Consider the following 23,269-nt stretch of genomic DNA (forward strand, 5'->3'; position numbering starts at 1 on the left):
CAGCTGTTCTCAGATTTAATATTGCAATCATAAAGACATTACGTCAATCATACCATTTATAAAAGGTTGGTGATGAAATGTCTTCTTTTTATTCAAGTATAGTGCAAAACTTTTTAATAAGCTTCGGTGTTGTAATAGGTGCCAGTTTGTTCTCGGGAATTGGTGCTATAATAACCAATCATCCTCCTTATAAAATTATGATGCAGGTTGCAAGCTCAATTAAAATCTGGGCAATAGCAGCATCCTTAGGAGGCACATTCTCATCTTTCACGGTTATAGAAAAAGGTATTTTTGATGGTGAAATAAAAACATTGGCAAAACAAGCCCTTTATATATTGATATCTTTGTCGGGAGCAAACATTGGATATGAATTTATAAGATTGCTGCAAAGGTGTGGTTGTATATGGGGAAGGTAAGCAATATAGGGTATAGGTTCTTTATATGCTTTTTAACGGGCATGTTATGGGGTGTAATAATCGGGGCATTAGGAATCAGCACAATTATAAGCTATAGGATGGATACTTTTTATGAAAAAATTGCCTATCTTGAAAATACAATAATTGATAAGGATGAAAAGTTAGAGAAATTAGAAAAGTCAATTAATCAATCAAGCATTGTTTTGAAGGATATTATTATTGATTTGGATTTTTCAAGCTTCAGCAAGGAACAAATCGATCAGATAGACAGTATTTCCATAGAGAAAACAATCAAGGAAAAATTCACATCATTATTGGGAAAAGAAGTAAAGAATCTGGACGCAGATATATTGATGCAAGTAGTAGATAAAAGGATTTTAAAATTTGATGCAGTAGAGTATCAGCTGACAGTAAGCAAATTAGTATTATCAGATGTATTAAAATTATGGGTTAATGTTTCTGTAACGGAAGTACATTACCCCTATTAAGCTTGTGTTTTTATTGCAATTTATTAAATAATAAAAGCAATTTCAATTTTAATTTTAATTTTAAGTGTCATGTAAATAATAAAAGCTTTGGAAAATTTAAATCAGTATCAAAAAAATCGTTTAGGTTAAAATATAAGTAACATAAAAAATAAATCAGCAAGAAAAGCAATTTCAACACCACATAAGTAACATGAGGCAACAACACATATCATTGCTGATTAGGGAGATTTATATGACAGACAATAAAATGAAAAGCACAAAAAACAATAAAAAAGAAGATGGAAAATTTCGATCAAAACATATCAAGCATGATCCACAGGCGGAAAGTGCAAGAGCTGTGTTTGGGTTAAAAGATGATAATTATCAAAATAAAATTGACCACACAGGTCGTTGAAAACGCCCGCCTGCTTCATTAATGAATTATTATAAATCAAAGGAACGACAAGTTGTCGTTCCTTGATTGCGCTTACAGTATAAGCGACTGACACCAAATTAGAAATTTGGGTCATCTGCTTATATTGACGAAAAAGCAATTGAAGTTTATAATTAAACTATGATATTTCTTAAATCAGGAGAGATTTATGGATTTTTTTAAAGCTTTAAAACAATTGGACAATGAAAAGGAAAATAAAATAATTACATATTTAACCGGAGAAAATACGGGTTCAAAGGCAATATTTGCAGATAATAAAATTGTCTTTACCAATAATTATAATATTGATTGGAACAGCTTATTATCATTATTGCCGTCAAACAAAAAAAGTCAGATAATAGTTAATGGTGAACAAAAAATTTTTGTTGAATTTATCAGACAAAATTATAATGTTGTTATATGCGGAGCCGGTCATATTTCCATGCCTGTTATAAAAATGTGCAAGCTTCTTGATTTACCGTCTACAGTAATAGATGATAGATTGATGTTTATAAACAATGCAAAAGAGGCAGGGGCTGATACAGTAATGTATGAACCATTTGAAGATGCCCTTGATAAAATACAAGGAGATAGCGGTACATTTTTTATAATAGTAACCAGGGGTCACAGATATGACCAAATATGCCTTGAAAAAATTATAAAAAAAGAAAATGCATACATAGGAATGATAGGCAGTAAGCTCAGAGTTTCAAAAGTATTGGATTATTTAGAGGAAAAAGGAATATCAAGAGACGATTTGAATAAAGTCTATACACCTATCGGCTTAAGAATTGGTGCTGAAACACCGGCTGAAATTGCAGTTTCAATTATGGCAGAGGTTATACAGGTAAAAAATAAAAGATCAGGAAAAACTGTATATGATGATGAGATTCTTAATACAATATTAAATGAATTGTATTACAATATTCCTAAAGCAACAGCAACAATAGTGTCAAGAAAGGGCTCCTCGCCACGAGAAGTGGGAACAAAAATGGTAATATTTAAGGACGGTACAGCAATTGGAACTATTGGCGGCGGTTGTGTAGAAGCTGATGTCAGACAAAAGGCATTAAGAGTTATTGATAATCAAGAAAGTCAATTAATAAAGGTTGATATGACAGGAGTTGACGCTGAAGAAGATGGAATGGTATGCGGTGGAATAATTGAAGTTTTTATAGAACCGATAACTAATTCGTCATCCTGAACAAAGCGAAATATATTACCATTATAAAGGAAAAACAGTTACAGCAGTAGGACTTTCGGGATGTGTTATGTACAGCAAGCGAACTGTATTTCCCAATTGCGGCTTTGGCAGCCATTCTTAAATTGGAGGAAGATATTAATGGAGGAGTTTTATTATAATTCTAATGACGGTAAAACTAAGATACGAGCTTTAAGGTGGGTTCCGGAAACAGAAGTAAAAGCTGTTCTTCAAATTTCTCATGGTATGCTTGAACATATGGAGAGATATGATGAATTTGCAAGCTACATGGCTGATAATGGTGTATTGGTTGTCGGTAATGATCATTTAGGACATGGCAGCTCTGTCAATAATGAAGAGGATAGGGGATTCTTTAGTGATTCAGACGGATACAACATGTTGATTGAGGACATGCATAGTTTAATGATAAACACTAAAGTGAAATATCCGGATATTCCATATTGTTTGCTTGGACATAGTATGGGTTCGTTTTTAACAAGGTATTTTATTACTGTTTACGGAGATGAAATTGATGGTGCAATAATAATGGGAACCGGTCATCAAGCAAAGGGATTAATTAACTTCGGTCTTTTTTTAACTAAATTCATGGCAAAAATCAAGGGATGGAATTATAGAAGCAAATATGTGAATCATCTTGTGTTAGGTGCAAACAATGATAAATTTAAACCTTCAAGAACAAAATGCGATTGGTTGACAAGGGATGAGAAAATCGTAGATGAATATTTGGCGGATAAAAGAATTACGTTTATATTTACTTTAAACGGATTTTATAACCTGTTTAAGATTATGATCGAAATGAATGAAAAAGAGAAATTAAGCAATATACCTAAAGAAATTCCTGTGTTGTTTATATCCGGAAAGAACGACCCTGTAGGGGGTTTTGGAAAAGGTGTTAATAAATCTTATGATATGTTTAAAGCTTTGGAAATGAAAAATGTATCGATTAAATTATTTGAAGAAGACAGGCATGAAATTCTAAATGAATTAGATAGAGAACAGGTATATGAAGATATATTGAGATGGATTGAGCTAATTCAAAATAATAATGTACAACAGATTATTTATCATTTTGAATAATAGGAGAAAATTCGCTTAATTCAGAATAATTTTGTTTTTTGTGAAATAAAATTCATATTATGTGATAAATGCTTCTAATTTGATATTGTAATTCTAATATTATTGCTGCATAATATTGGGTTATAGAGTAATTGAAAGGAAAATGTATGTTAACAAAGAAGAATATAAAAAACGGTGATGAACTATCCACACTTGGATTTGGATGTATGAGGCTGCCATCAGATGAAGATGCGGCAATAAAGCTGATAAGGGATGCAATAGAAAAAGGTGTGAATTATTTTGATACTGCATACATTTATAAGGCCGGAAGAAATGAAGTGGTGCTTGGAAAGGCACTGTCCGGTGGTTATAGGGAGAAGGTTAAAATAGCAACTAAGCTTCCTCCTTATATGGTAAACAGTTTGGATGCGGCAAAAAAAATATTTGCAATACAATTAGCAAGATTGCAAACAAGCTATATTGACTATTATTTGATACATATGCTGACTGATAAGCCTATGTTCGACAAAATGGTAAGTTTAGGTGTGATGGAATGGCTGGAGGAAGAAAAGGAAAAAGGAACCGTAAAAAATATTGGATTTTCTTTTCATGGCAGCAAACAAGATTTTGAGTTGATTGTTAAAGCATATCCTTGGGAATTCTGTCAAATACAATACAATTATTTAGATGAAAATAATCAGGCGACAAAGTCCGGTTTGATTTTAGCACATACAATGGGTATTCCGGTAATTATTATGGAGCCGTTAAGAGGCGGCAGATTAGTAAATAATTTACCTAATAAGGTTGTAGAAAGCTTTAATAGCTATGATAAAAAAAGATCAGCTGCCGAATGGGCATTGAGATGGATTTGGAATCATAAAGAAGTAAATGTGATTTTATCAGGAATGAACAGCTTTGAGCAATTAAATGAAAATGTCCGGATAGCAAATGATGCAAAGCCTGATTCATTAACTGTAGAAGAACTTAGAATTTTTGATGAAGTTAAAGATATTATGATAAATAGAACCAAAGTTCCGTGTACAAGCTGCGGTTATTGCATGCCTTGTCCTTACGGTGTTAACATACCCGGATGCTTTTCAAGTTTAAATGATAAGTATTTGCTGCAAGATAAGCATTCAAGATGGAAATATATTCAGACATTAGGCGGTTTTTCAGCCGAACCTGCATTTGCATCTAATTGTAAAGAGTGCGGTAAATGTGAAAAACATTGCCCGCAAAATATTGAAATAAGGAAACAATTAAAAACAGTAAAAAAAGAAATGGAAGGAACATTCTTTAAGCCTGTTATAACAATTGTAAGAAAATTTTTAAGGATTAAATAGAAAATAGGGAAGTACTTCAATTAGAAGAACTTCCCTTAGGTTGCTGAGATCCTTCGCTTCGCTCAGGATAAGCGACCAACACCAAATCAGAGATTTGGGTCGTCTGCTTAATTTGTGAACATTTGTGTCCAGTATGGAGTTCCGTTGGAATTTGTAACATAGCCTACACCTATTTTACCAAAGTTAGGTGATAAGATGTTAGCTCTGTGACCTTCTGAATTCATCCATGCTGTTACTACTGTTTCAGGAGTTCTTTGTCCTGATGCAATATTTTCGCCCCATGCGGACCAGTTAATTCCATTGTTTCTTAACATATCACCGGCACTGCCGTATCTTGGAGATTGGTGAGCAAAATAGTTATTGTCAGCCATATCTTTTGATTTTAATCTTGCAACATTAGAAATAGATTCATCAAATGTAAGAGGTTGTAATCCATTCTTTTGTCTTTCTACATTTACTAATTGAGCAACTCTTTCTTCGAAGCTTACGCTTGAAGGGGCCGGTGCACTTGTAGTTGCCGCATTTTGCTGTGGTTGTGCATAGTCAGCTTCTGCTTGCTGTGTTGTCTGAACCGCTTGTGGTTCATTATAAGATTTTGCAGGTTGAGTATAATTTGTATTAAATGAATTAAAGAAATTATAAAAACCATTAAAGTTATTAAATCCCGTATTCATATCTGCTGCAAAAGCAGTTGTTGAAGATAATGCTAATATAGTTCCTAAAGCTAAAGCTAAAATTTTGTTTTTCATAAAATATATTCTCCTTTTAATTTAAGTTTTTTAAAATTACCCCTTACGTTAACGAAAGTAGCTTTATATCTCATTCGCGTTTCGTTATGAATAAATTATAGCATGTACGTTTATTAAATGTAACCATCAATTATTTGCTGTGCTGGAAAATGTGACATAATTATTACACGATTATGAAATAAAATTAATATATTACAAGTTTATTACAAAAACAAACCTGTGAGGGGTTGATTGAAATCATTTAAATTCAGCCATGTTTTTCCTGTATCTTGCAGGCACGAATTGAAATTGGAGATTATAATTTACTCTTTCTTTAATGGCTAATTCGGTGAAATATTGCTTCCATAAACTTTGTATCATTTTTTCGTTTTGAGATGTTTCAATATCATTTATGTTGAGATTTTCTTTTATTTCCCAGAAATCATCTGCATATATCAAACCCTTTTTTCTTTTTTCATCATATATAATGAATTTTTCGTATTTATACCTATCCGCGAAATGATCCGCCAATAGTAAGACAATATCGTTGTCAGGCGAAAATTTAGAATATAAAAATCCTCCTGCATCAGAAAATCGGAGTATGCCTAAAAACCTGTGAACCTCCTTTGCCACCCTTAAATAAGCTTCATTAAGAGGCAGGACCCTTTCGTGGGTATAGAAATTCATTGTTTGATTCCCGTATTTAAATGCGAATATAAGAAAATCAAGAATAGTATTTTCTTTATATTCCAAATTAGATAAATAACAATAAAACACATAAATGTATGCATCATTTGAAATTTTATTGATTATTGCATCTGACACAGTTTTAGCTTTTTCAATATCCGTATCAACAGGCAAATAACTATTAAGTATTGTTTGCTGGTATTCTGATAATAAATATATGCCATCAGCATTTTCTTTTTTATAATGATAATAAATGCAAGTAAGCAGACCTTCAAAGGTGCCGTCATATAAATAATCCATACTTACCTCTATATGAATTCAAAAATTGAAAGTTGTTTTTGTGCCTCTTTCAATCTCAATTCTTCTTTAATTAAATTTGGCTCCATATTTATGTTGCTGTAATATTTTCCTTTAACTGTAATAAAATATTTAGCCCTTTTTAATACTGTTTTCATTTTCTTTAAAGAGTCATATGATAATTCGGCATTTTTTCTTTCTCTGATAATTCTTTGTGCACTTGTAACACCAAGTCCGGGAATTCTCAATAGCTCCTCATATGATGCCTTGTTGATTTCTATTGGAAATTTATCTATATTACGCAGTGCATACATCATTTTAGGATCAAACTCTAAATCAAGATTATGTTCTGTTTCGGTAAAGAGCTCATTGCTGTGAAAATAATAAAATCGCATCAGCCAATCCGCCTGATACAATCTATGCTCCCTCAATAATGGCGGCATGGTGCTGACGGCAGGTAGATTCGGTGAAGAAATAACAGGTATATATGCTGAGAAAAAAACTCTCTTCATCTTATAGCTGTCATATAAACCCTGCGATGCGCTTAATATAGTCTTGTCACTGTCAGGGGTTGCTCCTATAATCATTTGGGTTGATTGACCTCCCGGAGTAAAACGGGGAGTATTGTTAAAATGTTTTTTGTCTTCGATAGTTCTTGTTATTTCGTTAGTTATTAAAGACATAGGTTTCACTATATTTTCAATTCTTTTTTGGGGTGCTAAAAGACGCAGGCTTTTCTTAGTAGGAAGCTCAATGTTCACACTCATTCTATCTGCAAGCATTCCGGTTTTTTGAATGAGCAGATTATTTGCACCGGGAATTACTTTTACATGGACATAGCCCCAAAAATTATATTTATACCTTAAGAGCTCCAATACTCTAAGAATATTTTCCATAGTATTATCCGGACTTTTTTCTATTGCCGAGCTTAAAAATAAACCTTCTATGTAATTCCTTCTGTAAAATTGTATGGTTAATTCAGCAATCTCCTCCGGTGTAAAAGTTGCCCTTTTTATTTGATTAGTTACTCTGTTTAAGCAATAATTGCAATCGTAGATGCAATCATTAGTCAGTAAAATTTTCAACAGTGAAATACATCTGCCGTCGGAAGACCATGCATGACAAATTCCTGCAGCAGAAGCATTGCCGATTCCGCCAACACTGTTATTTTTTCTTTCAACGCCGCTTGAAACACATGATACATCGTATTTTGCGGCATCAGATAAAATTCTTAATTTTTCGAATATACTATCGTTCATAATTCACCACAACTATTAAAATCTTAGTTATATTTTAACAGATGGCCTTTATCTTGTCAAACAAATGTTCGAAAAATTTGCGTAATTTTTTGGTTTTAGATTTTTACTAATTAGCAGCAATTACTATTATTTTGTCGTATTATTGTTTTAAATGTAATTTAATGGGTATTTTCAAATTATAAATAGGTAGTTGGGAGTGGGGTCCTTTGAAGAATAAAAACCATGAAGAATCAAGTTTATTTAATAAATTAAACAATTTTATAAAAAGCAACGGTGCCTTATCCATCGTGTTAAGGTATGGTATTTTTGGTGTTCTGTGGATTTTGTTATCTGACCTTTTTTTATATATTTTAGCAGGTGATTTAGAACAATACAGAAGCATTCAAACCTTTAAGGGATGGATATATGTAGCTTTAACCATGATTATTATTTATATTTTGATAAATAGCAGAGAAAAAAGAATTAAGAATGCAATAAATGAATCTGATGAAGCAACAAAAGAATTAGAATACATTGCTTATCATGATACATTGACAAGTCTTCCCAATCGGGCGATGTTTTATAATAAGGTTACAAGCATGACTGATAGTTCTGAATCGGAATTTGCTGTTACATTTATTGATATAGATAATTTTAAGTATATTAATGACACATTGGGTCATTATGTTGGGGATGAATTTTTAAAATTCATAGGAAATAAAATTTCAAAAGAATTATCGTATCCTGATATGGTTGCACGTATTGGCGGTGATGAATTTGCATTATTGATTATAAATTACGAAACGAAAGAGGGGGTGTTAAAAAAATTAGAGAATTTAATAATCGGCTTGGGTGAAACATGGAACTACGAAGGCAGGGATTTTTTCATCTCTGTCAGTATTGGAGTAGCTTTTTATCCGGAAGATGGTCAAAACTTTGATACGCTGTTGAAACACTCAGATGTTGCTATGTATAATGCTAAAACAGAGGGCAAAAATAAAATATCATTTTATGAAAAAAATATCCACGAAAAATCAAACAAGCTTATCCATATGTCCAACAAAATTCAAAGGGGATTAACTAATAAAGAATTTATACTTGTTTACCAACCGCAAATTGAACTTCATACGGGAAAAATAGCAGGTATGGAAGCACTTATCAGATGGAATCACCTTGATGAAGGTTTCATTCCTCCTGATGAGTTTATTCGTGTGGCTGAAATAACTGGACAGATTTATGAACTGGAGAACCGAATAATTAAGAATATTTTAGCACAAAAAAAAGAATGGGAAGAGCGTGGTTTCAAGGATTTGGAGTTATCATTCAACCTTTCGAGCAAATCACTTATAAGAGATTCAAATTTCAGGCAAATTGAAGATTTATTATCTGATTACACCTTGGATTATACAAATATCGTAATTGAAATAACAGAGACGGCTGTAATTTCTAATATAGATTTAGCAGTCGAAAGATTAAACATTTTGAGAGAAAAAGGATTCAAAATTGCCTTGGATGATTTTGGCACGGGTTACTCGTCTTTGACTTATTTGATGATGCTGCCGATAGACATCATCAAACTTGATAAAAGCTATGTAAGTATGAAAAATATGGGGGATAAGGATGTTAACATTATTAAATTCGTCGTTTCTTTGGCTCATGAGTTAGGATTTAAGGTTGTAGCAGAAGGAATAGAAACGAAAGAACAGCTTGAATATTTAATAAACATAGGATGTGAGTATGGTCAGGGATATTTCCTGGGAAAGCCTATGACTGCTGATGATGTAAATGCGTTGTTATAGGTAGCTGTTATGATATTTTGTTGGACCTTGGAATGGGTTCTTTTTTTTGAAACAATATGAACTAAATGAAACGCTTTGAAACGATATAAAACAAAATATAAGTATTCTGATAATTCTCAATTTAGATACAAAATATATTAAAGCAGTTAAAATAGATATTGTTGGCTTTGTTAAAAAATTATTTTAAAATGCATTTTATTTTTTGGCATGGAATTTGCTTTATACAAAGCGTACAGTCTTCGTACATAAGATTTTATAAAAGCGCATTTATAAAAAAATCAATTCTTAAGTTATTTTATCGGAGGAAAAAATGGGAGAGTTTAAAGTTAGAAAAATTGGCTTTATAGTTGGAATTATTGTTATGATTGCAATTTTAATTATGCCTACGCCGGAAGGTTTGACTGAAATAGGTCAAAAAGTATTAGCAGTTTCATCTCTTATGATTATATTTTGGATGACTGAAGCAATTTCGATACCTGCAACAGCACTTTTGCCGATACTGTTATTCCCGTTGATTGGAATCACAGGCGCGAAAGGGCAAAACGATATTCAATTATTCAGACATTATGCATATCAAACGGTTTTCTTAGTGTTAGGGGTTGGATTTTTAGCAACAGCAATGGTTAAATGGGGATTGCACAGAAGAATTTCTCTTTGGATTGTTATGAAGGTTGGTAAAAAACCAAAGATGATAGTTTTAGGCTTCATATTGGCAACAGCTTTTATTTCAATGTGGATGTCAAACACAACCGGAACCGCTATGATGCTGCCGGTTGCGATGTCAATTATAGCTACTATGGATAAACAAGTATCCGTCGGATTTAAAAAAGCGATGGTTTTAGCAATTCCGTTTGCAGCAACACTGGGCGGATTGGGAACATTAATCGGTACAACTACAACTCCGACGGGAACAAGTATTATTTCGGAAACAATCGGTATTCAGCTTGGATTTAATGAATGGTTTATGATTGGATTACCATTTGTGATTATAATGTTACCTATTTGTTGGATTTGGCTGGTTAAATTTTACAAGGTGGATAAACTGGATGAAATAAATGTTGATGTTATTAAAGAAGAATATAAATCTTTAGGCGAAATGAATAAAGGGGAGAAAGTTACTGCAGTAATATTTGCGGGAGCTGTATTGCTATGGGTTACAAGCGGCTTGTGGAAAAGCTTAGTACCATTTGCCACAGACGAAACAATAGCCATAGCAGTAGCGATTGCATTCCTTGTTGTACCTGTAGACTATAAAAAAGGTGAATATGTTTTAAGCGGAAAGGAAGCTTTTAAAGATGCACCGTGGGAAACAATGATTCTTTTAGGCGGTTCTATGGTAATGGGTAACGCTATAACCGATGCAGGCGTTGCTCAATGGATTGCAGGATCATTAGGCGGTCTGGCAGGTATGTCACCAATAGTAATTATTATTGTAATAGGTGTTGTAACAGCATTTATAACTGAGGTAACAACAAATGCGGTTGTGGTTGCATCATTCTTGCCGGTATTACCCGGTGTTGCACAAGCTATAGGAATGGAACCACTGCAATTGATGTTAGTATGTATGGTTGCAGCAAACTTTGCATTCATGCTTCCTCCTGCAACACCTCCAAATGCGATAGCATACAGCACTGGTGCATTTGAAATTTCCGACTTAATGAAAGCCGGTTTAGGCTTAAAGCTCTTATGCTTAATTGTATTCCCGCTTATAATGTATTTTATAACATTCGGTTTATTTGGCATAGGATCATAAAATTAAGAAATATTTGAATTGATAGGATAGGAGAAAAAATGAAAAAAGGTATATTAGACGGTATAGTAGTTCTTGACCTTACAAGAGTTTTGGCAGGTCCTTACTGCGGGATGTTATTAGCAGATATGGGTGCTACGGTGTACAAAATAGAACAACCCCAGAAAGGTGATGACAGCAGGGCTTTCGGACCTTTTATAAATGGTGAAAGCGCATATTATATGAATTTAAACAGAAATAAATTAGGAGTTACTTTAAACTTAAAAACTCCTGAAGGAAAAGAAGTTTTTAAAGAAATGATAAAAAAAGCTGATGTTGTTATTGAAAACTACAGACCAGGTACAATGGAGAAGCTTGGATTAGGTTATGAAACGTTAAAAGAAATTAATCCCGGAATTGTTTATGGTTGTGTATCGGGCTTTGGACACTATGGACCATACAGTCAGAGGGCAGGTTATGATATAATAGGACAGGCTATGGGCGGCTTAATGAGTACAACAGGATGGCCGGGAGGTCAGCCTACAAGAACGGGTACGGCAATGGGAGACGTTTTAGGCGGTCTTGGTTGTACAATAGGTGTTCTTGCAGCCGTTATAAATAAAATAAAAACAGGCGAGGGACAAAAAGTAGATGTTGCATTAGTTGATTCTGTTGTTTCTTCATTAGAAATTATAACTCAGATTTATCTTGCTACAGGCAGAATTCCCGAAAAAATAGGAAACAGGTACGAATCAGCATATCCATACGATTCTTTCAATGCAAAAGACGGAGATGTAATTATAGGATGCGGAAATGATAAGCTATATAAGCTTTTAGTTGACGTTATGCAGCAACCTGAGTTATTAACAGATGAAAGGTTTGCAACTAATGCTCAAAGAGTAAAAAATCATGCTGAATTAAAACCGTTAATTGAAGCATGGACAATTCAATACGGTGTTGATGAAATAGTTGACAGTTTACTAAAAGTAGGAGTTCCTTCATGTCCGATAAATACAATTGACAGGGTAGTAAAAGACCCGCATATTGCGGTAGCGAGAGAAATGTTTGTTGAAGTAGACCATCCTGTTGCCGGAAAAACAACGCTTACAGGTGACCATATTAAATTCAGTGATAAAAAAGCTGAGATAAGAACTCCCGCACCAATATTGGGTCAGCATAATTTTAATGTATATGAAAATTTTATTGGTTTAAGTAAAGAATTAATAAAAGAATATATTGAAAAAGGTGTATTCTAATTTAAAAAGGGAGTATATTATGAATAAGATTAAAATAGTAGAAGTTGGACCAAGGGACGGGTTCCAAAATCTTAAAGATTATATACCTGTTGAACAAAAATTAAAGGTTATAGAAGATTTAATAGAAGCAGGGGTTAAGCACATACAGCATACATCCTTCGTTAGTCCGAAAGCTATACCTCAATTGAAGGATTCAGGTGAATTGACGAAAATGCTGTTAGAAAAATATCCTGATTTTGATTTCTTTGCATTGGTTCCAAATCTTTACGGAGCAAGAAGTGCATATGAATTAGGACTTAGAAAGGTTTCGTACGTTGTTTCGCTAAGCGTAAGCCACAATAAAGCAAATATCAACAGAACACATGATGAATCATTTGCTGAATTGAAAACAATAATGGGCACTTACAAGGATTTAAGCGTGTGTGTGGATGTTGCAACGGTATTCGGGTGTCCTTTTGAAGGGAAATATTCAACAGATGCAGTGTTAAAATTCTTAGATAGAGTAGCAAATATGGGTGTTAAAGAAATGTCCTTGGCTGATACTATAGGAGTAGCAAATCCAAGACAGGTAAGAGAAATTGTTTCAGCTGCAGTAAAGGAATTTCCGCAAATTGAATTCCAGGCTCATATCCATGACACAAGGAATATGGGTATGGTGAATACCTTGGCTGCCATAGAATCAGGTATAATCAAAGTTCAATCAACATTAGGAGGATTGGGCGGCTGTCCGTTTGCACCGGGTGCTTCAGGCAATACTGCAACTGAGGATTTGGTATATATGCTGAATGACATGGGCTATGATACAGGAATAGATGTTGATAAATTAATTGAAGCTGCAAGGTATGAAAAAAGTATAATAAACGGAAATTTTAGCGGGCATTTGGTTAATATTCAAAATAATCAGCAATGCATTAATTAAAGACGTATAGGATGTCGGGGACGAACCTTTGAGTTGAATGCTTTTTTCAACATAAGGTACGTCCCCTGCTTTCACTTACTTATTTTATTGGACTTAATAAATTAATTATAATATAATTAGCTTAGGCCGCTGAAAAAGCCCCCCTGCGACCTTGCCGCTGCGCCGGTCAATCCTCACGTATGTCTGAATACGCTGCGGTTGCCCGTCTTTCGGCGCCTTGCGGGATGAGCTTTTTCAACAGTCTATCAGATTATGAAAGGATGTTCGTTTTGACTACATCAAAAAAAGTTAAATATATCTGTAAAAAGGTTACGGAAATATCGTTGATAGCTCCTACGGAACAGTTAGCTAAGCGAACTTTAAAAGTTATTAAGCAAAGAAATGAAGATATAAATGTCTTTGTTCCGATTGCAAAGGAAGATGCTTTAAGTGATGCTTTAAATATTGCAGGAAATTTAGTAAATAACGGTGCGAAGATATTAATAAGCAGGAAAGGGACAGCTGTTGCAATAAATGAAGCAAAACTGAATGTATCTGTTGTGGCAATTAATGTTTTACTATCTGATTATATTGACTCAATTGAAATAGCTAAAAAGGCAAATGGGTTAGTAGCTTTCTTTACTTATGACGTAATGATTGATGATGTAAAGAGTATTTGCAGAATGCTGAATATATCGGCAAAGTTTTATACGTTTAAAACAGACAAGGATTGTGAAATTCAGGTAAAAAAAGCATTGCAGGATGGAGCTGTTTTAGGCATAGGCGGAGTTATGACACAAAAATATGCTGATATTTATAAATTAGAGCATATTACAATTGAAAATTCAGAAGTATCAATAAATAATGCCATAGATACAGCAAAGCAAATTCTGCAAATTCAGAAAGAAGAATTACAAAAGCAGAACGATTTAAAAATACAGCTTGAAAGATATAAAGCAGTCCTTAATTTTACTCATGATGCTATTATAGCTATTGATGAAAACGGCACTGTTGATGTTATAAATCATATTGCAGAAAAAATTATAAAGGTAAGTCCCGGATACGCATTAGGCAAGAATATCAACCAAATTATCAGAAATACAAATATGATTAATGCATTATGTACAAAGGAAAAAGAATTAAATCAATTAATGGATATGAACGGAACCTTGGTTTCGACCAATAGAATTCCAATCATAGTAAATGATAGAGTTAAAGGGGTGGTGGCAACCTTTCAGGATGTTAAGGTTATTCAGGAAAGTGAAAATAAAATCAGAAGAAGCTTAAATGAAAAGGGGCTATATGCCAAGTACAGCTTTAAAGATATTAAAGGAGAATCAAGTATATTAAAGAATACTATATCAATAGCAAAAAGCTATGCCTCTTCCGATTCTACGATACTAATCAGAGGAGAAACGGGGACCGGTAAAGAGTTGTTTGCTCAAAGCATTCATAATTCAAGCAGTCGATGTGATGGACCCTTTGTAGCGATAAACTGTGCTTCCTTGTCTTCTAATTTATTGGAATCTGAACTTTTCGGTTATGTGGAAGGTGCTTTTACCGGTGCGGTAAAGGGCGGAAGAATAGGATTATTTGAACTTGCTCACAAAGGAACAATATTTTTAGATGAGATAGGTGAAATTCCGATAGAAATTCAGGCGCAGTTATTAAGAGTTCTGCAGGAAAAAGAAATAAGAAAAGTCGGATCAACAGTTAGATTACCTATTGATGTAAGGGTTATAACAGCTACCAACAGGGATTTAATTGCAGCAGTTAAGTCAAAAACATTCAGAGAAGATCTATACTATAGAATAGGGGTGCTGAATTTATTTATTCCGCCTTTGAGAGAAAGAAAAGGAGATATTATCCTTTTAAGCAGATTTTTCTTTGAAAGAAATTTAGGAAAAGATTATATAAATTATTTAGACAGATTTTATGAAATAATGAAAAAAATAGAAAATTATCAATGGTATGGAAATATAAGAGAATTGCAAAATTTTGTCGAAAGAATTTGTGTCATGCTTCGGCATCAGGGAACCTTATATGATTTTGACCTGCTTATTGAAGATTTTCTGCATAATAACAATCAAATTAAATCGGAAGAAGAAAATGGAATACATGCGGTCCAATCTGATAAAAATCTTGAAAATTGGGAAGTAGACAGAATATTAAATGCCTTAAAGAATAATGAATTATCAATACAAAAGGCAGCGGATGAATTAGGCATAAGCAGATCGACTCTTTGGAGAAAAATGAAAAAATATAATTTGTAGATTTTAGGGACCTTGAAGTTGAGGAAACTTTCAACCGCAAGGTCCTGTAATTATTTTCACTTACAGCATAAGTGACTGACAGCAAATCAGAGATTTGGGTCATCTGCTTAATATTTATTTTTATTTTTTATAATTTTTCTGGCATTTTTCATTCCACCGACACTTTTAAACATTTCGTTAAGTTTCTTTTGTTCTATTTGTTTAGAATTTAAATTATCATATCCCAATTCTTTATTAAGTTTAAAATAGCTTGCTAACCTGTCTTCCGGCAAAAGTCCGTTTTCGACAGCTTTTTTTACAGCACAGCCCGGTTCCTTAGTATGTGTGCAATCATTAAATTTACATTCTGCGGATAGTTCATCAATATCCGCAAATGTTTTTGAAAGGTCAGCTCCTTCTAAGCCAAGTTCTCTCATGCCCGGTGTATCTATAACAACTCCGCCTGAAGGCAATAAAATCAGCTCTCTTGAAGTTGTGGTATGCCTGCCTCTGTCATCGTTTCTTAAACCCTTGGTTTCAAATATTTCTTCACCTATAAGCTTGTTGATGAGGGTTGTTTTTCCAACACCCGACGAACCGATAAAGGCAATTGTTTTGCCTGATCCGATATATTTTTTTACTGACAGAATATCATCCTTTAAGCTTGAGGTTACAATTATATCAACACCCAATGCGATATCTTCAAGTTCTTCCATTACATCGTCATAATTATCGCATAAGTCAGCTTTTGTAAGAACAATGACCGGTGTTGCGCCACTATCCCAGCCGACACCAAGATATCTTTCTAATCTTCTGATATTAAAATCATTGTTAAGCGACATACAAATAAAGACAGTATCTATATTTGAAGCAACAATTTGTTCATTATTGGAAGTACCTGCAGCTTTTCTGATAAAAGCGCTTTTCCTTGTTAAGACATGATTTATTATCGCATTGCCACCTTCGTTTTCGTCAAACATTACAAAATCACCAACAGCGGGATAATCTGATACACTTACGGCATTGTAGCGAAATTTTCCTGAAACCTGAGATCTTAATTCACCTTTTTCGGAAATTAATTTATATAAACCTTTGTCTTGTGAAACTATTCTTCCTATACTTTGATTTTCATATAAAGTTGACTCATTGACAAATCTTTCGTTGAGTCCGTAGTCTTTCATATTAATTTTGTTCAATTATTATCCTCCTGAAATTACGTACTTGTTATTGGAGGCTATTATTCACCTCCGGGGTTAACGCACTATCCATTAATTTATTGTAATTCATAATACAACACTCCTTTCGGTAAATATGCTAATAAGACGATTGTCTTTATGCACAATTATTCTACAATATTATAAATATAAATTCAATTTAAATTTTCTGTTAAAGCTATGATTATATTTGAAAAAATATTCAATATATTAATTTTTATCAATCAAAAAGGATTCCTTGTTAAGAACTATATTAAGCATATGTAACATATGTCATAAACGAACAATGCTATTATTGTGTTAAAATAGTTTAAAATTCAACAATATTGTAAAAATGTATAATCAGTTTAAGTACAATTAATTATACTTTCTTCAAATGATATCCATAAATCTGTTACATAATTAACATAGACAAAAACTAATAATATTACTATAATAGATATGGTAACACAAATTATTGGTCATAAGTAATGTTTTGCAATTATCTTTTCATGAATCCAATAAGTATGTTTGCAATAAAAGCTTGGGTATTCCTCTCAAGCTTTTATTGTGTTATAATATATAAAAATTCATAGGAGTATAAGTTGAGTACAGAAAATTATAAGTTTTTTCAGAATAATAAATGTGAATACTTTCCATGCCATAAAACAAATGACGAAGAAAATTTCAATTGCCTTTTTTGTTACTGCCCATTATATATGCTAAAGGATGAATGCGGAGGAAATTATATTAAAAATCACGGAATAAAGGATTGCTCAAATTGCTTAGTTCCTCACTCATCCGGCAGCTATGAAAGAATAATGGCTAAGATGAAGGAGGTAATTAAAAGAGGAAGCGACTTTTAATGACGTAAAATAACAACAAATGTAAGGGATATGCCGCATAAAAAGACACTTGCAGAAACTTATTTTTCGGACCTAATTTTCCGTTATGAAAGTATACGATAGGCAACGCAAGAAGTGAAAACTGTTGAAGTATATATGCACCAAAATTTGTCACGGCCATAATTAGTCCGATTACTGAAAATCTTTTTAATTTTGTATATTTTTTTGTATAGTAAAATGATAATATATAAATGATTCCTATTATATTGTAATCTACGGCTAATATTATTGCTAAGATGCATGATATAGGTATAATAGCATATTTTACGTATTTTAAATTGATGCTTTTATTATCTATTATGTAAATAGTCATAAGACCTAAAAATAATGTAAAAAATATGTTCTGATGAATGAAACCTACTTCATTAAAAAATGCTAAGTCGAAAGGAATTTCAGAAATAAAAGCAAATATTAATAATCTTAAAGCATATTTCTTAACGTTGGAGGTATGAAAATAACCTTCAACCAATAAAAAACAATAAATAGGAAAGCTTAATCTTCCTATTATTCTGTAAATTTCGGTTCCGCTATGGAAGATAGCACCGTAATGATCAATAATCATTGTTGAAAGAGCAATAATTTTTAAAATTAATACATTCATGATTTACTCCGGTTAAGATTTGTAATATTTTGTATTCATTATATAATGGAAATTACATATCTTCAAGTATTTCATAGTAAGAGCGATTAAAATAATAATATAATTGAGAGGTTTATATGTTAAAAGAATTTGAAGGCAAGCTGCCTATAATAAGCGAGAAATCATACGTAGCTGAGGGAGCACAGTTAGTAGGTAATGTCATAATGGAAGAATACAGCAGTGTGTGGCATAATGTGGTTGCAAGAGGCGATATTAATAAAATTCACATAGGTAAATATACAAACATTCAGGATAACTCTGTATTGCATGTTGAGGATAAGGATGATGTTTTTATTGGTGATTACGTTACGGTTGGTCATGGTGCCATACTCCATGGATGTGAGGTAGGAGATCACTGTTTAATCGGCATGGGAGCTATTGTTTTAAGCGGAGCAAAAATAGGAAGAGGCAGTATAATTGCGGCAGGTGCATTAGTAAAAGAAAATGATACGATACCACCATTCTCTTTGGTTGTGGGAATGCCGGGCAAGGTAGTAAAGCAGCTTTCTGAAGATGTCAGCAAAATGCATGCGCAAGCAGTCAAATATAAGACCCTGTGGACACAACGCTACGGTATTTTACCGGATGCCGGCGGCGAAATATATAATAACGAAGAAATAGTATAATTTTTAATGAATTTAGCTTTTTCAGGCAATACTAACAGCAATAGTATTGACAGGAGGCAAATTTGCAGGAATTATTTTTAAAAACAGAAGAAGGATTAATCCCTTTAGATGAAAAAATTATTAAAAAATACAATTTAAAAGCAGGAAGAATTTCACCGTTCAGTAGATTTTGGATAGTAGATAAAAGCGGAAATATAGCGAAGGATTCATTAACGGATTTATATGAGGGAACATCCAGTCCAACTCCGGAAGAGATGCCGAAGGGAGAAGGGTTAGAGGATGATGAAATTGTAGAATTTGAAGAAACCGGTGCGATATTTTCTCAATCGGAAATTATTGATTTCTCGAGAGGGGTGGACTCTGAGTTTTAAAAATTCAGGTCACTGAAAATAAACGCCTGGTTCGTTGCAATTAAGCCGGAGATTATCAAGTTAGAGCGCATATGCGCTCTTTTTTATGCTCTATCCCCATTTGTTGCATTCCCCTGCGATGCTCTATGCAATTTAAAATATTTTTAAAATATATATTGACAATTGAATGTCTACTCAACTATAATTAATTTAACAGTTGAACAATTATTCAACTGAATGAAAGGAGGTTAATATGGTAAGAGAAGATATTATTTGTGATTGTGATGTATTGCACTCTGATGTAGTGGAAGAAGTGAGAAAGAGAATGCCGAATGAAGATGATCTATATGATTTGGCGGATTTTTTTAAGGTTTTAGGCGACAGCACAAGAGTTAGAATCATATGGGCATTGGATGAAAATGAAATGTGCGTGTGTGATATAGCAGTTTTGTTAAATATGACAAAATCGGCAATATCTCATCAGCTTAAGTCACTTCGACAGGCGAATTTAGTTAAGTTCAGAAAAGAAGGCAAGGTCGTATATTACTCACTGAAGGACGATCACGTAAAAGCTATATTTGAAACAGGTATGGAACATATTAAAGAATAAATTAAGTTTATATAAATTGGGAGGACGTTATGAAAAAGAAATTTATACTTGAAGGATTAGATTGCGCAAATTGTGCAGCAAAAATTGAAAATGACATAAATAAGCTTACCGGAGTAGTGAGTGCATCAATTAATTTAATGACAACAAAATTAATTATCGAAGCAGAAGATGATAAAATGCAAGGTGTAATAGAAACTGCTAAGAAGATTGTAAATAAATACGAACCTGACGTAATATTCAGAATTGCATAAGAGGGAAACATGAAAAAATTAATTTATAGGTTAATAATAAGTGCTCTGTTTTTTGTATCCGGCTTCATCGCAGAAGGTGAAGTGCTGAAATGGATATTATTTTTAATCAGTTATGTTTTAGCAGGTGGAGACGTTGTAAAAAGAGCAATCCGAAATATTTTAAGGGGAGATGTGTTTGACGAAAATTTCTTGATGGCAATTGCTTCATTTGGAGCTTTTTTGATAAATGAAGCACCGGAAGGTGTGGCTGTTATGCTGTTTTATCAGGTAGGGGAAGCATTCCAATCTTATGCTGTCGGAGAATCAAGAAAATCCATCACTAATTTAATGAACATTCGCCCTGATTATGCAAATGTAAAGGTTGGAGAAGAGTTAGTTAAAAAAGATCCTGATGATGTTAAGATTGGTGACAATATCGTTATTAAGCCGGGGGAAAAAGTACCCCTTGACGGTAAAGTAATAGAAGGAGCATCATTGTTAGACACATCTGCACTTACAGGTGAATCAGTTCCAAGAGAAATCATTGCAGGAAGTGATATTTTAAGCGGATGCATCAATATTAACGGTTTAATAACCGTAGAGGTAACAAAGGAATTTGAAGAATCAACAGTAAGCAAAATTCTTGATTTAGTTGAGAATGCAAGCAGCAAAAAATCAAAGTCAGAACAATTTATAACTAAGTTTGCAAGGTATTATACCCCTATTGTCGTAATAATTGCTGCAATTCTTGCAATTGTTCCCCCTTTGATTATAGAAGGAGAAGTGTTTAAAGATTGGATATACAGGAGCTTATCTTTCTTGGTTGTTTCCTGCCCTTGTGCATTAGTTATTTCAGTTCCTTTAAGCTTTTTCGGAGGAATTGGAGGAAGCTCTAAAAAAGGTATTTTAGTAAAGGGAAGCAATTACTTAGAAGCATTAGCGCAGGCAGAAACTATCGTCTTTGACAAAACAGGCACCTTAACGAAAGGTGTATTTAATGTCCGGGAAGTAAATGCAAAGAATATAAGTAAGGATGAACTGCTGAAATATGCTGCTTATGCGGAGAATTATTCGAATCACCCTATCTCTTTGTCATTAAAGCGCGCGTATAATAAAGAAATAGTAAATGATATAATTAAAGAAGTGGAAGAAATACCAGGACATGGTGTTTCTGCTGTTATAGATGGCAAAAAGGTCCTCGCAGGCAATGAAAAATTAATGGTTAAAGAAAACATTAGTTTTTCAAAAAATGATATAAGCGGAACAGTTGTACATGTGGCTATTGACGGTAGTTATGCAGGATATATATTAATAGCAGATGAAGTGAAGGAAGATTCTGCATCAGCAATTAAAAAGCTGAAGGAATTGAAAATAAAACAAACAGTTATGCTTACCGGCGACAATAAGCAAATAGGAGAAGAAACAGCTAAAGAGCTTGGAATAGATAAAGTATATGCCGAGCTGCTGCCGGGGGACAAAGTAGAAAAACTTGAAGAAATAATTTCTAATAAAACCCATCAAGGAAGAGTTGCATACGTTGGTGACGGTATAAATGATGCTCCGGTATTGGCAAGAGCCGATATAGGCATAGCCATGGGCGGATTAGGGACAGATGCTGCTATAGAAGCTGCAGATATAGTTATAATGACAGACGAGCCATCTAAAATAGCAACAGCAATAAATATTTCAAAAAAGACGTTGAGAATTGCTACTCAAAATATTGTGCTTGCAATAGGTGTTAAAGCATTTATTCTGTTATTGAGTGCAATCGGTTATGCTTCAATGTGGGCTGCAGTATTCGCAGATGTAGGCGTTACCTTTATAGCTGTATTAAATTCTTTCAGAGCATTAAATGTAAAAAGTGTTTAATTGGTATTTAATTTTGGGAGCCATACAAAAGTTATTTGAACAATTATATAATTATTGATATAATATCATTGATATATGAGATTAACTATTGTGGAGGAAATATGGAGTTAAAAAACTTTAAAGAATTAATTGCTAAGGTCCAGAATAATGATACAAAAAAAAGAGTTGCCGTAGCTGCAGCACACGATGAACATACCTTAGAAGCAGTATTTAAAGCTGTAAATGATAAATTGGTTGAGCCTGTTTTAATAGGCGATAAGGGAAAAATTGTAGAAATACTTAATAATCTTTCTGTTAATTTTGATGAGAATGAAATAGTTCATACATCAGATGATACGGAAGCCGCAGAGAAAACAGTTGAATTAATAAATGAAGGCAAAGCCGATTTTATTATGAAAGGAAAGCTTCAAACCGCAGACTTGTTAAAAGCTGTTGTAAATAAAGAAAAAGGGTTAAGAACTGGAAGCGTAATGTCTCATGTAGCAATTTTGGAAATTCCTGCTTATCATAAACTTATAGCCGTTACTGACGGCGGGATGATGATGTATCCTAATCTTGAAGAAAAGAAACAAATTATTGAAAATGTAGTTAATGTATTTTTAGCAATGGGATATGAATCACCCAAGGTAGCAGTTTTAACCGCAGTAGAAACAGTTAATCCTAAAATGCCTGAGGCAGTAGACGCAGATAATCTCAAAAGAATGAATCAGAACGGCGAGATTAAAAATTGTATCGTTGAAGGTCCAATATCCGTTGATTTAACATTTAATAAAGAATCAGCTAAAATAAAAGGATATGAAAGTCCTGTAACGGGAGAAGCCGATATATTAATTGCCCCGAATATTACAACAGGTAACATAATGAGCAAGGCATTGCTGGAATTTGCTGACGGTACGATGGCAGGAATGATAGTTGGTGCAAAGGTGCCGATAGTTTTAACATCAAGGGGAGCAACATCCGAAGAAAAATACTTGTCCCTGGTTTTATCCGCATCAGCCGTTAAATAATATTTTATTTAATCACAT

23 protein-coding genes are annotated in these 23,269 nt (G+C 33.4%); 18 read left to right on the top strand and 5 right to left on the bottom strand.

Annotated features, from left to right (window positions below; all coding sequences use genetic code 11):
- Positions 1-77 precede the first annotated feature (77 nt).
- The 6 genes from RT412_RS13250 (at position 78) to RT412_RS13275 (ending at position 4,937) form a co-directional block, all read left to right on the top strand.
- On the top strand, positions 78-416 hold the full coding sequence (locus tag RT412_RS13250) for a YtrH family sporulation protein (RefSeq protein ID WP_313344043.1): 339 nt from the start codon (positions 78-80) through the stop codon (positions 414-416).
- The gene (locus tag RT412_RS13255) at positions 404-904 is read left to right on the top strand and encodes a hypothetical protein (protein ID WP_313344040.1); all 501 of its coding nucleotides are present in this window, start codon (positions 404-406) and stop codon (positions 902-904) included. Before RT412_RS13250 ends, RT412_RS13255 begins: the two co-directional genes overlap by 13 nt.
- 232 nt (positions 905-1,136) lie before the next feature.
- A complete protein-coding gene (locus tag RT412_RS13260; protein WP_313344037.1) occupies positions 1,137-1,298 on the top strand; it encodes a CPC_1213 family protein in 162 nt (53 codons plus the stop codon).
- A gap of 187 nt (positions 1,299-1,485) precedes the next feature.
- Complete coding sequence (locus tag RT412_RS13265; RefSeq protein WP_313344034.1) at positions 1,486-2,520, top strand: XdhC/CoxI family protein; 1,035 nt, start codon at positions 1,486-1,488, stop codon at positions 2,518-2,520.
- A 138-nt stretch (positions 2,521-2,658) separates the two neighbouring features.
- A complete protein-coding gene (locus RT412_RS13270) occupies positions 2,659-3,615 on the top strand; it encodes an alpha/beta hydrolase (protein WP_313344031.1) in 957 nt (318 codons plus the stop codon).
- Between the two features lie 146 nt (positions 3,616-3,761).
- Positions 3,762-4,937 carry an aldo/keto reductase gene (locus tag RT412_RS13275; RefSeq protein ID WP_313344028.1) on the top strand — a complete coding sequence of 392 codons (1,176 nt, stop codon included), beginning with the start codon at positions 3,762-3,764 and terminating at the stop codon, positions 4,935-4,937.
- A 107-nt stretch (positions 4,938-5,044) separates the two neighbouring features.
- On the opposite strand, the gene RT412_RS13280 is transcribed toward RT412_RS13275, so the two are convergent.
- The 3 genes from RT412_RS13280 to RT412_RS13290 form a co-directional block, all read right to left on the bottom strand.
- On the bottom strand, positions 5,045-5,686 hold the full coding sequence (locus tag RT412_RS13280) for a CAP domain-containing protein (protein ID WP_313344025.1): 642 nt from the start codon (positions 5,684-5,686) through the stop codon (positions 5,045-5,047).
- A 237-nt stretch (positions 5,687-5,923) separates the two neighbouring features.
- Entirely contained in the window at positions 5,924-6,652 is a 729-nt protein-coding gene (locus RT412_RS13285) for a TIGR03915 family putative DNA repair protein (protein ID WP_313344023.1), read from the bottom strand.
- Between the two features lie 8 nt (positions 6,653-6,660).
- Positions 6,661-7,908, bottom strand: a complete 1,248-nt coding sequence (locus RT412_RS13290) for a putative DNA modification/repair radical SAM protein (RefSeq protein ID WP_313344021.1) — start codon at positions 7,906-7,908, stop codon at positions 6,661-6,663.
- Between the two features lie 206 nt (positions 7,909-8,114).
- On the opposite strand from RT412_RS13290, the gene RT412_RS13295 reads away from it, so the two are divergent.
- The 5 genes from RT412_RS13295 (at position 8,115) to RT412_RS13315 (ending at position 15,842) form a co-directional block, all read left to right on the top strand.
- The gene (locus tag RT412_RS13295) at positions 8,115-9,686 is read left to right on the top strand and encodes a bifunctional diguanylate cyclase/phosphodiesterase (protein WP_313344018.1); all 1,572 of its coding nucleotides are present in this window, start codon (positions 8,115-8,117) and stop codon (positions 9,684-9,686) included.
- 310 nt (positions 9,687-9,996) lie between these two features.
- On the top strand, positions 9,997-11,439 hold the full coding sequence (locus tag RT412_RS13300) for a DASS family sodium-coupled anion symporter (RefSeq protein WP_313344015.1): 1,443 nt from the start codon (positions 9,997-9,999) through the stop codon (positions 11,437-11,439).
- Between the two features lie 38 nt (positions 11,440-11,477).
- Positions 11,478-12,671: a CoA transferase gene (locus RT412_RS13305; RefSeq protein WP_313344012.1), complete on the top strand. Its 1,194-nt coding sequence runs from the start codon at positions 11,478-11,480 to the stop codon at positions 12,669-12,671.
- Between the two features lie 19 nt (positions 12,672-12,690).
- Positions 12,691-13,590 (top strand): hydroxymethylglutaryl-CoA lyase, encoded by a 900-nt coding sequence (locus RT412_RS13310; protein ID WP_313344009.1) that lies wholly within the window; start codon positions 12,691-12,693, stop codon positions 13,588-13,590.
- 269 nt (positions 13,591-13,859) lie between these two features.
- The gene (locus tag RT412_RS13315; protein ID WP_313344006.1) at positions 13,860-15,842 is read left to right on the top strand and encodes a sigma 54-interacting transcriptional regulator; all 1,983 of its coding nucleotides are present in this window, start codon (positions 13,860-13,862) and stop codon (positions 15,840-15,842) included.
- A gap of 107 nt (positions 15,843-15,949) precedes the next feature.
- Here RT412_RS13315 and rsgA read toward each other — a convergent pair whose 3' ends face one another.
- A complete protein-coding gene (gene rsgA / locus RT412_RS13320) occupies positions 15,950-17,017 on the bottom strand; it encodes a ribosome small subunit-dependent GTPase A (RefSeq protein ID WP_313344003.1) in 1,068 nt (355 codons plus the stop codon).
- A gap of 602 nt (positions 17,018-17,619) precedes the next feature.
- Here rsgA and RT412_RS13325 point away from each other — a divergent pair.
- Positions 17,620-17,880, top strand: a complete 261-nt coding sequence (locus tag RT412_RS13325) for a cysteine-rich small domain-containing protein (RefSeq protein WP_179236569.1) — start codon at positions 17,620-17,622, stop codon at positions 17,878-17,880.
- On the opposite strand, the gene RT412_RS13330 is transcribed toward RT412_RS13325, so the two are convergent.
- A complete protein-coding gene (locus tag RT412_RS13330) occupies positions 17,858-18,520 on the bottom strand; it encodes a TraX family protein (RefSeq protein ID WP_313344000.1) in 663 nt (220 codons plus the stop codon). The two genes, RT412_RS13325 and RT412_RS13330, sit on opposite strands and share 23 nt — an antisense overlap.
- A 116-nt stretch (positions 18,521-18,636) precedes the next feature.
- Between RT412_RS13330 and RT412_RS13335 the strand changes: the two genes are divergently transcribed.
- The 6 genes from RT412_RS13335 (at position 18,637) to RT412_RS13360 (ending at position 23,251) form a co-directional block, all read left to right on the top strand.
- Positions 18,637-19,185, top strand: a complete 549-nt coding sequence (locus tag RT412_RS13335; protein ID WP_313343997.1) for a gamma carbonic anhydrase family protein — start codon at positions 18,637-18,639, stop codon at positions 19,183-19,185.
- 62 nt (positions 19,186-19,247) lie between these two features.
- Positions 19,248-19,556, top strand: a complete 309-nt coding sequence (locus RT412_RS13340) for a hypothetical protein (RefSeq protein ID WP_313343994.1) — start codon at positions 19,248-19,250, stop codon at positions 19,554-19,556.
- Between the two features lie 232 nt (positions 19,557-19,788).
- Complete coding sequence (locus tag RT412_RS13345) at positions 19,789-20,145, top strand: metalloregulator ArsR/SmtB family transcription factor (protein ID WP_313343991.1); 357 nt, start codon at positions 19,789-19,791, stop codon at positions 20,143-20,145.
- Between the two features lie 29 nt (positions 20,146-20,174).
- Complete coding sequence (locus RT412_RS13350; protein ID WP_313343988.1) at positions 20,175-20,396, top strand: cation transporter; 222 nt, start codon at positions 20,175-20,177, stop codon at positions 20,394-20,396.
- 9 nt (positions 20,397-20,405) lie between these two features.
- The gene (locus tag RT412_RS13355; protein WP_313343986.1) at positions 20,406-22,244 is read left to right on the top strand and encodes a heavy metal translocating P-type ATPase; all 1,839 of its coding nucleotides are present in this window, start codon (positions 20,406-20,408) and stop codon (positions 22,242-22,244) included.
- Between the two features lie 101 nt (positions 22,245-22,345).
- Entirely contained in the window at positions 22,346-23,251 is a 906-nt protein-coding gene (locus RT412_RS13360) for a bifunctional enoyl-CoA hydratase/phosphate acetyltransferase (RefSeq protein ID WP_313343984.1), read from the top strand.
- The last annotated feature ends 18 nt before the right edge of the window (positions 23,252-23,269 follow it).

It is taken from the genome of Sedimentibacter sp. (assembly GCF_032080165.1).
In the GTDB taxonomy this organism is placed as follows: domain Bacteria; phylum Bacillota; class Clostridia; order Tissierellales; family Sedimentibacteraceae; genus Sedimentibacter.